This window comes from Brotaphodocola sp. (assembly GCF_050873365.1).
In the GTDB taxonomy this organism is placed as follows: Bacteria; Bacillota; Clostridia; order Lachnospirales; family Lachnospiraceae; genus Brotaphodocola.
Genome location: NZ_JBNMIQ010000009.1, coordinates 102,069 through 114,994 on the forward strand (window position 1 = coordinate 102,069; position 12,926 = coordinate 114,994).

General features: G+C 47.2%; 12 protein-coding genes and 1 rRNA gene. 3 read left to right on the top strand and 10 right to left on the bottom strand.

Translation table 11 applies throughout. From position 1 onward, the window contains the following. Nucleotides 1-30 precede the first annotated feature (30 nt). From ACR0QT_RS06705 to ACR0QT_RS06730, 6 genes are all read right to left on the bottom strand, one after another. Nucleotides 31-1,926 carry a DUF4422 domain-containing protein gene (locus ACR0QT_RS06705; protein ID WP_432630055.1) on the bottom strand — a complete coding sequence of 632 codons (1,896 nt, stop codon included), beginning with the start codon at nt 1,924-1,926 and terminating at the stop codon, nt 31-33. A 105-nt stretch (nt 1,927-2,031) separates the two neighbouring features. Beyond that, nucleotides 2,032-2,781: an ABC transporter ATP-binding protein gene (locus tag ACR0QT_RS06710; protein ID WP_432630056.1), complete on the bottom strand. Its 750-nt coding sequence runs from the start codon at nt 2,779-2,781 to the stop codon at nt 2,032-2,034. Between the two features lie 15 nt (nt 2,782-2,796). Beyond that, nucleotides 2,797-3,585 carry an ABC transporter permease gene (locus tag ACR0QT_RS06715; protein ID WP_432630057.1) on the bottom strand — a complete coding sequence of 263 codons (789 nt, stop codon included), beginning with the start codon at nt 3,583-3,585 and terminating at the stop codon, nt 2,797-2,799. Nucleotides 3,586-3,657: 72 nt separating this feature from the next. Further along, on the bottom strand, nt 3,658-4,605 hold the full coding sequence (locus ACR0QT_RS06720) for a DUF4422 domain-containing protein (protein WP_432630058.1): 948 nt from the start codon (nt 4,603-4,605) through the stop codon (nt 3,658-3,660). A gap of 165 nt (nt 4,606-4,770) precedes the next feature. Continuing rightward, complete coding sequence (locus tag ACR0QT_RS06725) at nt 4,771-6,105, bottom strand: sugar transferase (protein WP_432630059.1); 1,335 nt, start codon at nt 6,103-6,105, stop codon at nt 4,771-4,773. A gap of 158 nt (nt 6,106-6,263) precedes the next feature. Next, entirely contained in the window at nt 6,264-7,898 is a 1,635-nt protein-coding gene (locus ACR0QT_RS06730) for an O-antigen ligase family protein (protein WP_432630060.1), read from the bottom strand. Between ACR0QT_RS06730 and ACR0QT_RS06735 the strand changes: the two genes are divergently transcribed. Beyond that, nucleotides 7,886-8,047, top strand: coding sequence for a hypothetical protein (locus ACR0QT_RS06735; protein WP_432630069.1), 162 nt, complete (start codon nt 7,886-7,888; stop codon nt 8,045-8,047). The two genes, ACR0QT_RS06730 and ACR0QT_RS06735, sit on opposite strands and share 13 nt — an antisense overlap. A 127-nt stretch (nt 8,048-8,174) precedes the next feature. Here ACR0QT_RS06735 and garD read toward each other — a convergent pair whose 3' ends face one another. Then, nucleotides 8,175-9,695, bottom strand: a complete 1,521-nt coding sequence (garD, locus tag ACR0QT_RS06740) for a galactarate dehydratase (protein ID WP_432630061.1) — start codon at nt 9,693-9,695, stop codon at nt 8,175-8,177. A gap of 224 nt (nt 9,696-9,919) precedes the next feature. Between garD and ACR0QT_RS06745 the strand changes: the two genes are divergently transcribed. Beyond that, a complete protein-coding gene (locus tag ACR0QT_RS06745) occupies nt 9,920-10,102 on the top strand; it encodes a hypothetical protein (RefSeq protein WP_432630062.1) in 183 nt (60 codons plus the stop codon). After that, entirely contained in the window at nt 10,083-11,063 is a 981-nt protein-coding gene (locus ACR0QT_RS06750) for a LysR family transcriptional regulator (RefSeq protein ID WP_432630063.1), read from the top strand. The genes ACR0QT_RS06745 and ACR0QT_RS06750 overlap by 20 nt, the downstream gene beginning before the upstream one ends. Here the strand turns inward: ACR0QT_RS06750 and pdxT are convergent. The 3 genes from pdxT to ACR0QT_RS06765 form a co-directional block, all read right to left on the bottom strand. Continuing rightward, complete coding sequence (gene pdxT, locus ACR0QT_RS06755; RefSeq protein ID WP_432630064.1) at nt 10,951-11,556, bottom strand: pyridoxal 5'-phosphate synthase glutaminase subunit PdxT; 606 nt, start codon at nt 11,554-11,556, stop codon at nt 10,951-10,953. The two genes, ACR0QT_RS06750 and pdxT, sit on opposite strands and share 113 nt — an antisense overlap. Before the next feature lie 93 nt (nt 11,557-11,649). Next, the gene (gene pdxS / locus ACR0QT_RS06760) at nt 11,650-12,525 is read right to left on the bottom strand and encodes a pyridoxal 5'-phosphate synthase lyase subunit PdxS (RefSeq protein ID WP_432630065.1); all 876 of its coding nucleotides are present in this window, start codon (nt 12,523-12,525) and stop codon (nt 11,650-11,652) included. A gap of 272 nt (nt 12,526-12,797) precedes the next feature. After that, a 23S ribosomal RNA gene (locus ACR0QT_RS06765) occupies nt 12,798-12,926 on the bottom strand; the annotation flags it as partial.

The window sequence follows — 12,926 nt, forward strand, 5'->3', positions numbered from 1 at the left end:
TGTTTCCTCAACTTATATGTGAATTTTCATCTATCGTCCCAGTATCGACTTGACTACCTTTTTCACCCATTCTCTGCGTCTGCTTCCAAACGGAAGAAGTTTGTTTGCGATTTTGCGCATTCCCGGATCTTCCCCCATCTTTGCAATCATCGGAGCAGAAACAGGTGTGTTTGCCTCATCATCGAAACAGCGCTTGATTCGGCGCAGAAGCATCGGATAGTACGGGGACAGCTTTGCATACTCCCAGAAGTACTCCGCGAAGTCACAGTCCACGACATCCCACGGTTTCTGGTATCCGGCAAAATGAATCAGGTACGGACACTTGCGAGCCTTGCTGTATTCCTCAAACAGCTGTCTCGGCGCCATCTTTAAAATCTGCATCCGGCTTCGTCCCGGCTCCTGCCAGTTCATCAGCGTATTCCACTGCTGTGGGAGGTAAGTTACTTTGTTCTTACAGATGATATTCAAAATATCCTGATCGTGACAGCGGAATGAGTGCGTCAACGCCATCTGGATCATTTCCTCCGAAGTCGCAGTCTTTCTCAGACCATCGAGGTCAAGGATCAGCACACCTGCCTGAAAATAGTCAAATGCACAGTCAAGACCAAGCGTCTCTGTCGCATACTTTTTCCAGTCGTTCTGATTTAAGTTGACCTGTCCGGCAACATCGATGTCTTTTCCTGCGCCGATAACAGCTCCCTTCAAATCCATATCGTAAAGTTCTGCGACATCGTGATCTGCGACCATATCACAGTCGAGATAGAGAATCTTGTGATAGTTCGGCATGATCTCCGGAATGATCAGGCGATAGTAAGTCTCGACCGAGAGGTGCTGATCGACAAACAGCTTGCTCGCATCAAAATACTCGCAGACACGGATGAAACGGATCGAAATATTTTCTTTTCCGCGCCCTGCCATCGTGATCAAATTCCGGTTTTTCTCAGAAATGTCGTTATAGAGGACAATCAAATCATAATTCCGGCTCGGAGATGCATTCGCAATCATCGAGCGGATCATGATGTCGAGATACGGGGCAAAACGATCGTTCGCAGAGAGAACGACCGGAACGCCGTCCTCATACACCGGCTCAAGGATCGACTTCGGTGCGGTATCCTGAAACAGAGTCTTCGGAAGTTCAAACGAGCGGATTCCCTGCTGTTTCTTTAAGTACATATAATAGATTCCGCAGAGACGCTCTGCCAAATACCCCATCACACGATACTCTTCCACGCTGTACCAGGTCATGTCAATCCGCTTTTCCGCCTCAAACAGAATGTCGAACAGCCACTCGCAGTACTTCTTGTAGATCTCCCGCTTCATGATGAACATATTACACTCATGAGCCGTCGTGGACCTCATATACTCATCCGCGGTCTGTGCAAATTCCGGATACTTTTCTTTCAGCACGTTCAGAGTGATGTCGAGATCGCCCCGATGCTGGAACGGAACAACTCCGTACTCCCGATAGACATCCATCAGCGCTCCGCCTTCCTGAATTCGCGGATACCGTCTCCCCTTCACGGAAATTACATCATACTTTGTAATCAGTTCCCGCATCTGCTCCGGTTTTAAGCGAAGCTCCTCGATCACCTCATTGGTAATCCGATCGTAGGCGATATTTCCCCAACCATCATCGCGGTCGAGATTCGGGTCGAAGGAGAAATATCTCCGATAATGGAAAAAGCCATAGTAATCGGCATCATCATTTTTCCACGCCCAGTACTGAGCCGTCAACTCACAATAACTCTTATTCTTTTCAGAGATATTGTCGCCTTCATCGTCGTGAAGCATTCCTTCTAACTTCTTTCCGGAAAGAGCCGTTCCCACCTGAATCGGATACAGGTAAGGATTTTCCGGCACATAGGAGGGTTTGTGGCAAACCACATAGATTTTGATGTTTGGATTTTTTTCTCCGTTCTTTTCCATCGTATATCCTTCCTTAACATTTATCATTTTTCTGCAATTATTATAAGATAACCATCCAGCATTCTACATACCTCAGAATACTGAATGGCTATTTATTAATCAAATTCAAAGAGATAAGCTATTCATATATGCGTCGCAGACTCCTTCAGCTTCTCCTTGCATGATCACACTTCCCTTATTTAACCAGATTGCGTGATCGCAGAGTTCTCGCACGGTTGCCATCGTGTGTGAGACGAACAGAAGTGTCGTTCCGTTGTCGAGCATCTTGTGCATGCGCTCCTGACACTTTTCCTGGAAAGCAGCATCTCCGACTGCCAACACCTCGTCCACAATCAGAATCTCCGGCTGTACAATCGTCGCAATCGCAAATCCAAGGCGCGCTGCCATACCGGAAGAATAGTTCTTGATCGGCATATTCATGAAATCCTTGAGCTCCGCGAAATCGACGATCTCATCGTAATGGCTGTCCATGAATTCCTTGCTGTATCCGAGAACCGCACCGTTTAAGTAAATGTTCTCGGTCGCCGTCAGCTCGCCGTCGAATCCTGCACCGAGCTCGATCAGCGGGGCAATGCTTCCGCGGACATCAACCGTACCCTTGTAAGGCTTTAAGATTCCACAAATCAGTTTCAACAGCGTTGACTTGCCGGAACCGTTCGTTCCGATCAGTCCCCACGCCTCTCCGCGCTTTACCTCAAAGTTTACATCCTTGAGCGCAAGAAACTCCTGAAACATCAGCTCTCTCTTAATCAGTTTTACAAAATATTCCTTTAAATTATCAATCTTCTCCGATGCCATGTTAAACCGGACGGTTGCATCGGTCACTTTAATCATAATATCACTGTTCTCTGCCATGATGCCCCCTCCTTCTTAGATGTACAGAATAAACTTATCCTGAGTTCTCAAAAATGCGCCTGTTCCAATCACCAGCATCAGAATCGCTGCGCCTGTTCCGGCTACAAGCAGATATGGATCTGGCATTCTACATTCCAGAACAATCTGGCGGAACTCTGTAATATAAAAATACATGGGATTGAACGTCATGACGAGACGGCGCAGAACATCCGGAAGTAAGGTAATCGGGTAGAACATTGGAGTCAGATACATCCATGCAGTCAACAGTGCGTTGTAAATATACTGGATATCACGGAAGAATACCGATCCCTGAGCCAGCAACATTCCAAGTCCCAGACAGAAGACATACTCCTGCAAAAGGATCACCGGAATCAACAGATAATAAATATTCGGGGTCACTCTGCACACAACGAATACCACAACGAGGGCACCGAGCGCAAACAGCGTGTTTACAAAAGAACTCGTCACTTTCGAGACGGTAAAGACATACTTCGGCACATACGTCTTTTTCAGAAGCGACGCATTTCCCGTGATCGAGAAGATTGCCTGCGTCGTCGACTCACTCATAAAGTTATACAGGGTCTGACCGATAATCAGATATACCGGAAAGTTTTCAATATTGTTGCGAAACATGTTGGAAAATACAATTACCATGATGATCATGATCATCAGCGGATTCAGGATACTCCACAGGTATCCGAGAAAACTTCTGCGGTACTTCAGCTTGATGTCCTTCGTCACAAGCTGTTCCATCAGAAAACGGTACTTGTAAAAACCGCCAAGTCGTTTTAAAAATAAATTCATACGCACTCCTTTATTTCTTACAATTAACGTTACCGTTCGTTCATGAGTTGCACAAACGGTAACAACTATCTACTATCGCAAAAAGATACTGCGCAGGATCACTCTCCGCAGGCTTCCTGCCGGAAACATACGGTTCAGTTTGCGCATATCAATCTTAATCTCTAATTTCGTGGGTTTCAGCCGAAATGTCCGAACGTTGGACGTGCACGCCTCCTTTCCCGGCTCTGTGTTATAAAATTTCAGATAAGGCAGTTCTGCGCATTTCGCGCCGTTTGCCCTCTGATAAAAATAAAAAATGCCAAACAGACGCTCCGCTAAGTAGCCCATCAGACGAGGCTGTGACGGCCTGTCGGAACTCCTATTTTCCTGATCAAATTCCTCCAGAATTCCAAACAGCCATGCCATATACGTCTGAAAGAGGTCTTTCTTCATGATGTACATGTTCATATAATAGATCTCTTTTGAATTCATATAGGCATCTGCCGAGTCTGCATATTCCGGATGGCGTCTCTTCAAAATATTTAAAATCCGATCGAGAGTCTCCGCCGGATGATACTGGCAAAACTGCCGGTACACCGTCGTGTTGATTCTCTCCCGAAATACCGTAAGCAAATCATACTGACGGATCTGACTGTTCATCCAATCTGAGTGCAGGCGGTACGGTGCCAAGTCCTCCCAGATCGAATCCAGTTCGGTGTACGGTCTTCTTCCTTTTCCCGTCTTCAAATGTCCCTGCTCGTCAACCGGACAGACTCCGTCAAATGCCAGATATCTCCGGTAATGGAAAAAGCCGTAATAATCACAGGTCACATTCTTCCACGCCCAGTACTGGGCAGTCAGTTCGCAATACTCCGGATTCTTCACGGAGATATTGTCTCCCTCATCATCGCGTTGCATTCCCTCGAAATGCGTCTTTGCCAGCGCCGATCCCACCTGTACCGGATACAAGAGAGGATTCTCCGGTACATAAGTCGGCTTGTGGCAGGCGATAAAAATACGAATATCAGGTGTCTCTCTCATTCTTTAATTCCTGCTTGTTTTCTATTCTATTTCCCTATCTCTTCTTGCCAAATCTTATTTTATTCCTGCTAAGTTTCTCGCTAAGTTCTCTTACTGAGTTTTCTTACTAAATTTCTTGCTAAATTCTTTGCTATCTTTACCACTTTTTATTATGAATTTCTCTTCCTATTCTTTTACACCCTCGGTTGCTTCCTTCATAAACATGATCTTCGGCGTCATGATAATCAGCTTCAAATCAAGGAAAAGGGAATAATTGCGAATATAGGTCAAATCCAGTTTCAGCTTATCATAGGAAGTCGTGTTGTATTTTCCGTAGACCTGCGCGTAACCGGTCAGACCGGCCTTGACCTTCAGGCGGTAGGAAAATTCCGGAATCTCCTTCTCGATCTCCTCTGCAAGCTCCGGGCGTTCCGGGCGCGGACCAACGATCGACATCTCTCCACGAAGAATATTGTAAATCTGCGGAAGCTCATCGAGACGGGTCGCTCTCAAGAGGCGTCCGACCGGAAGAATTCGCGGATCATGCTCCGAGGCAAGTACCGCTCCACTGTATTTTTCCGCATCCTGAATCATTGTGCGGAACTTGAAAATCTCAAATGTCTTTCCGTCCTTTGTGAGTCTCGTCTGCTTGTAAATCACAGGACCGCCGTCCGTCAGCTTGATGCTGATCGCAATAATCAGGAAAAACGGTGCCGTCAGAATCACAGCAATCAGAGAACCAACGATATCCATTGCCCGCTTGCAAAACTCCTGCTCAATCTGAAGCCCCGTGTTGCGGGACAGAAGAAGCGGAGAATCAAAGAGATTCAGCTCCACAGAACTGCGAAGCAGAATATCCGAGATCTTCGGAACGCTGTATGTACGGATTCTCTGTGAAAAACAATATTTGATAATCAGATTTCTCTCATGGGACGGCATATCACCGACGATGATTCCGTCATACTTGGCGATCTCCTGTTTCAAACGCTCCATCCCGACGCGGTAGCTGATGATCTCGCTGATCATGTACTTATCCTCTCGGGCATTCATCTTCTCCACGAGATGATAATCCGAATGTTCTCCGGAAATCAGGAGCATTCTTCTCGGCGGAAACATGCTGTTGTAAAACCACTGGAACAGAAGCGTCCAGACCAGAATTACAACCGCTCCAACCACTACATCCAGAACCAGAGGAAGCGGTGTGATAAAGTGCTTATGCTGTACCGAAATCTGAAAATATGTAACAATATTTGCAAAAATCACAGACAGAATCTGAGAATAAATCAGATTTCCTTTTTTGAGCTGGCCTACTTTGAATCCGCCGTATGTCTGCATGAAGAACACCAGCAGGAGTCCATAAATAAAAATCATCATCCAGTTGCCCCGCCTGAAAAACGGGGCCCAGATGATTTTGTTATACCAGCCTGTCCAGATCATTCCGTATACTCCTGTAAGCAGTGCAATCAGGACCACCGAAAATCCGACCTTTATCAGTCTTTTGTACTGTTCAAAATTATTCATAATGTTTCTTTTCTTTCTATCTAACCTTCCATTGCATCTTTCCTGCGAAAAGCCCAGGAAACCTCAATACAGTATATCATTCTGTAAATAATAACGCAACCTCACCTTTTTAGGAAACTCTGAGGTTTTATTTACTTTTTTATTAATATCTGGCAGATTTATTTTCCTTTGCGTTTTCCTGCAATCCCCATTCCGGCACTCATCAGCAACCACATCATCGGGGTCGCAATCGGGAGATCCAGATTGACCATCGCCTGACATACATAGCAGAGCACGGCTACGGCGCATGCAAGCGCATAGGGATTTCGCGCACGCTTCTTCGTGATCCTGCCGATTCCGGAGATCAGAAAGATCACATAGGCGAGTGCTCCGATCGGTCCGATTGTCACAAAATACTGGATATAAGCATTGTGCGCGTTGTCGAAAATCTGACCCGTCGCATCGATCATCTCTGCCATGATCTTGTCGGTCGTCATGATACCAAAGGTATCCGGACCAAAACCGAACACCTTGTGAATCGGCTTGAGTTTCTGATACATACGGAAGGATGCCTTCCAAATATAACCTCGGTTCGTTCCCCAGCTATCGCTAAAGACAAGGTAGTCCGCCAGACTGCCGTAGCGCGCACCGTTTCCGCCCACATTTGCATCGTAGATCATGAAAATCAGTGCCACAGCTCCGGCAATCAGAAGTCCTCCCCAGATTCGTCTAAGAAGTTTTCCCGGCGCAAACTCGTCCGAATTCTGCACGCCCTTAACCATAAACCAGTACCAGAGCGCAGTCAGCACCCAGAGCAGAATCATGACCGGGAAAAGTCCCTTAAAGTTTGAGATGATTCCAAACAGGCTGTCAAGACCGATGACGATATCGACAAATGCCTGATTGATCCAGTCGATACACTGAATCACGGTCACAAACGTCGAAATCATCACGAGATAGCGCAGAATTCCGCGACGACTCTTCAGCACCATAAATGGCAGAAACGCAAACATCACACCGATTGCAAGGTAGGCATTGTCACTGCATCCCATAATAATCGCAAAGAACGATACCGTCATGCAGACATAGTACCAAATCATCTTAAAACGGTTTTGTTCCTGTGTGAAAAGCGCACCCGAAAATCCCATGATGATCGCTACATAGGCGGTGTAAGTGTTGATATTTCCAACGGTTGAGGTGAAGATCGTCGACTGCTCCGGTTTGATCTTTCCGCGGAAATCCAGAAGATCGAGCTGGAAGTAATCGGTGATTCCGATCACGCACATGATCATTCCGGAAATCAGAAAGAGCTGGAGAATCCATCCCTGCACCTTCCAGAAACGGCTCACGACAAAGTAGACAACCACATAGATTGTCAGCAGAAAGAGTCCGGAATAACGACCCTCATTTCCCCAGAACGACTCGTAGAAGTAGTCAGACTGAAGCGTTGAGATCAGAGCAATCACCCAGAACAAAAGAACTGCCACATCTGCGATACAGAACGTCTCCTTCCAGTTCTTCGGTTTCAACCTGGAAAAAAGCTCTTTCGTGTGCTCTCCTTCCCATTCCTTAAAATCAATCAGCATCATGACAAGCCCAAGAACCAGAAGGATTCCGAGCATCGCAAGCATGGGAATGTAGTACGCCTTATATTTCGTCTCCAGAATATCGATATAGGAATTGTGATAGATCAGCGGAAATACCGTTGTGATCAACATCAGAAAAAAGGTGATGACTCCGCTGGAAATCGCAGAGCAAGTCTCTGAAAAGCTGTCTTCCACATAGACGGGCGTTTTTTTCTCTGTTTCAGCCATTTGAAACCTCCATTTCTTATTTTCTTATAAATTTGCTTTTCTCTTATGATTCTGCATGTCATCAAACAATGTGCTTTCCCCATTATAAACGGACACCGATATTTTCGCAATTCCTATCATACAAAAAGACAGCTGATTTCCGGACATAAATGTGGGGATGTCCATGAAATCAGCTGTCTTTAAATTTTATAAAATCATGTAACTGCGAAGATACTGAACTGTTACAAAATCACTTCAAATATTTATCTATCCGCAATCCGATCATCCGATCATTCATCAGGTTATCGGTGCCGGGTTGAAGATGCACATGTCGTTGTGGAATCCGTACTGATCGCTGTAAGGCTGTTTCCGTCCGGAAGCAACATCGATCATGTAGTTGAAGATCTGGGTTCCAACTTCTGCAATCGTCTTTTCGCCGGTTGCAACCTGACCTGCGGAGATATCGATCATGTCAAACCAGTTGTCCTTCATCTCGTTACGGCTACATACCTTGATAACCGGAGCGATCTCCAGACCATACGGGGTTCCACGACCAGTCATGAATAACTGTAAGCCGATACCTGCTGCAATCTGAGACGGTCCGCATACGATGTCGGATGCCGGAGTTGCTGCGTAGATCAGACCCTTCTTGGTCGGTCTCTCACCAGGACCCGTTACCTCGACGATCGGGGAAGTACCGGACTTTGCGATCGATCCCATTGCCTTCTCAACGATGTTTGCAAGACCACCCTTCTTGTTACCAGGAGTCGGGTTTGCATCACGGTCTACACCGCCCTCGTCAAGATAGTCGTCGTACCACTTCATCTCCTGAGCAAGGCGATCGCGAACTTCCTTGTTGACGCAACGTGCTGCCAGCATATGAACGCCATCACGCACCTCAGTTACCTCACTGAACATCACGGTACCACCACCGCGAACCAGCATATCTGCCGCATATCCGGCACTCGGGTTTGCAGTCAGTCCGCTGAATGCATCACTACCGCCACACTGCATACCGATTACAAGCTCACTTAACGGAAGTGGTTCACGCTTACGCTGATTCAGCTTCTGCAGTTTCTTCTCAGCCATTGCCATGATCTGATTCATCATCTCATCATGTCCGTGGCACTCCTGAATCGTCAGGCAGTTCTCCGGAGTGATGTCCTCCGGGTCCATGAGACGCTCATAAGTCAGCTTCTCACATCCCAGACCGAGAACCATGACCTCACCGCCAAAGTTCGGGTGATGAATGATGTTGTGAAGGGAACGAATCGGGATGTATGCCATCGGCGCATTGATCGCAACACCACAGCCGTATGGATGAGTGACCGCAACAACACCATCCACATTCGGGTACTTCGGAAGCAGTTCCTTCTTGATTCTCTCAACGGCAACCTTTGCAACACCAGCCACGCACTGTACGGTCGTCATAATTCCGAGAAGGTTTCTTGTTCCTGCCGGACCATGCTCGTTCTTGTAACCCATCCAAGTCGTAACAGTCGGCTCCGGGAGATCCTCCTTCGGCACAATGTGGGTTGCATACGGCATATCATCAAGTGCCGGACTCTTCGGCAGAATCACCATATGCTCATTGATCCAGTCTCCGGTCTGGATGTCATCTTTTGCGTATCCGAGAACAACGCCATAACGAACGATCGGCTCATTCTTCGGAATCGGCTGCAGGGCAATCTTGTGTGCCTGCGGAATGTCACAATTTGCATGAATACCCGGCATTACTTCAGTTCCCTGCGGGATGTCATGAACCGCGATTGCGACGTTATCCTGCGGTTTTACCTTAATGTAAAGCGGTGCAGACATTTCAACTCCTCCTTTTTTCGTAAAACGCAACTGTCTTTTTCTTCGACTCTCAAGCTCGTTGCGTCTGACCTTTTGTATGGTTTGATTATATCTCACATCAAATTTGATGTAAAATATATCCTTTTAATACGGGTATTAGAAAAACCGATAATACAAGGGAAAATACATGGATTTACTTGACTTTTTCTTGCATTTTTCGATATAGTTGAAGGAGAAAAAACGTGATGAGACAAAGAAAAAATGAAAGCGTTCTGAAAGAAGTTCTGAAGGTCTCAGAAGGAAACAAAAGACCTGAAACAAAGAGTAAAAAACGAAAACCTGAAAGAATAAAAAAAGGAAAAAACCTGAAAAAAGATAATAAAAATCAGAAAAGAGTATCAGATTATTATGGACTTAAAACAACTTGAATATATCGTAAAAATTGCAGATGAAAAAAATGTATCGCGGGCGGCGGAAAAGCTCTTTATCAGCCAGTCTGCGCTGAATCAGCAACTCCTGAAACTGGAAAAAGATCTCGGCGCACCGCTCTTTTTCCGCACACGAAACAACTGGCAACTCACGGAAGTCGGGGAAATCTATGTCCGCACTGCCCGGGAAATCCTTGGTTTAAAGGAATCCGCCTACAACCAGATCGCCGATGTGCTCGGAAGCGAATCGAGACATTTCACCCTCGGAATCGCTCCGGGCCGTGGCATCCGCATGTTTACCCATGTCTATCCGAAGTTTCTGGAAAAATTTCCGGGTGTCTCGATCTCTCCGATTGAGATGAGCAGTTACCGCCAGCAGTCTCTGATCGCCGACGAAAAACTCGATCTCGGTTTTCTCACGATCGGAGACAGCCAGAAAATTAACAGCAACTACCATACGATTTACTCAGAAGAGATTTTCGTCGCACTTCCGACGACCCATCCCTTGAGCAAATCGATCTCTCGAACTCCCGGTCAAATTCCCGAGATCGCGCTCTCCGCGCTTCAAGAGGAACCATTTGTTCTGATGTATCCGGGATCGAGCTGTCGTTTCCTGACGGATGCAATCTTCGGGGAGGCAGGCATCACACCAAATGTTCTCTTCGAGACTTCAAATGCCGGAAGCATCGCCTACTTTGTGTCCTCCGGACTCTGCTGTGGCTTTATCCCCGAATTTTACGCGCTTGAGCGAAACGACATCAGCTTGTTTTCGCTTCCGTCTCATCCTCACTGGGATGTCGCTTTCTGCTACTCCAAGCGTTCTTACTTGAGTAAACCGCTTAAGGAGTTCATCCGGCTTTGCTCAGAGTATTGGACGGAATATTACCGGCAGAAGCGACCATATTCAGGAAATACTCATGAATCCGAACATCCTGATTCAGCTCCGGATGAAACGCTGTGACAAGCTGATTTCCCTGGCGCACCGCCACGATGTGACCATCCACCACAGCCAGTACCTGTGCATTTCCCCAAACCTTCTCAACGTAAGGGGCGCGGATAAATGTCATCGGCACTGGCTCTTTCATTTCTCCAAACACTTCTTCGGTGTAGAAACTGCCGAGCTGACGACCGTAGGCATTTCGTTTTACCTGAATCTGCATCGTTCCAAGGCAGGGCACTCCGCCCTCGACCTTTTCCGCAAGAAGAATCATTCCGGCGCACGTTCCAAAGACCGGAAGTCCATTCTTAATTCTCGTCCGCACGTCCTCAAACATACCCTCATCGCGAAGGAGTTTTCCGATGACCGTGCTCTCCCCGCCCGGAAGAATCAGTGCGTCAAACGGTCTTTCCAGATCGCGTTTCTGGCGAATCTGAAAATGATCGACTCCCAGTCTCTCCAGCACTTCCTCATGTTCTGCAAATGCTCCCTGAAGAGCCAACACTGCTACTGTCATGATTTTGCCACTCCTTTGTCACTTGTTTTGGCATTCGCCTGCCAACTTCCCCGGTGCGTAAGTTCTACCTGAAATTCCACCTGAAGTTCTATCTTATTTTCCGCGCTCTGCCATCAGGATCTTGATTTCCTGCTCATTGATTCCGACCATCGCCTCACCGAGTCCGGTCGAGAGCTCTGCGATCAGCTTGGCATCCTTGTAATTCGTCACGGCCTGTACGATCGCACTCGCACGCTTTGCCGGATCGCCGGATTTGAAGATTCCGGAACCGACGAAGACGCCCTCTGCTCCGAGTTGCATCATCAGTGCTGCATCTGCCGGAGTTGCAACTCCGCCTGCCGCAAAGTTTACAACCGGAAGTTTGCCGTTCTCATGCACATAGGTCAGAAGATCGAGCGGAACCTGAAGCTGTTTTGCTGCCTCGAAAAGCTCATCCTTTCTGAGGCTCTGCACACGGCGAATCTCGGAATTCATTGCACGCATATGGCGAACTGCCTGAACGACATCTCCGGTTCCCGGCTCGCCCTTTGTTCGGATCATCGATGCGCCCTCCGCGATTCTTCTGAGCGCCTCACCGAGGTCGCGTGCTCCGCAGACAAACGGAACTTTAAACTGTGTCTTGTCAATGTGATACACATCATCTGCCGGGGTCAGCACCTCGCTCTCGTCGATGTAATCGATCTCGATCGCTTCGAGAATCTGTGCCTCCACGAAATGACCGATTCTGCACTTCGCCATAACAGGAATGCTGACCGCCTCCTGAATGCCCCGAATCATTCCCGGATCACTCATGCGGGAAACTCCGCCTGCGGCGCGAATGTCCGCCGGGATTCTCTCAAGTGCCATGACTGCACATGCACCGGCTTCCTGAGCGATTTTTGCCTGCTCCGGTGTCGTCACGTCCATAATTACTCCACCCTTGAGCATCTGTGCCAGCTGTTTGTTCAGTTCGTATCTGTTCTCTTTCATCGTTCTCTTCGCCTTTCTCCGGCGCATCGTTTTCTTTTCCCGGGATTGATGTGCGTCCGATGGTTACATTATACGCATAAATGGTATTGTGAAAATATCCAGTTTTTATTATTTTAACCAGTCCAGTTATGCCTTGCTCCAAAACACCATTTTGTAACACCTTATAACACAAAAAAAGCCATGTTCCATCTCTGGAACACAGCTCTCCTCTCTTCATATACCTTCAAAACTGCACATTGAATCATCCGTATTTCTGTATTTCCTAAACCGTCTTGGTTAAGCCCTCGACCTATTAGTGACAGTCAGCTCCACACATTACTGTGCTTCCACCTCTGCCCTATCTACCTCGTCGTCTTCAAGGGGTCTTACTCTTGCGATGGGATATCTCATCTTGAGGGGGG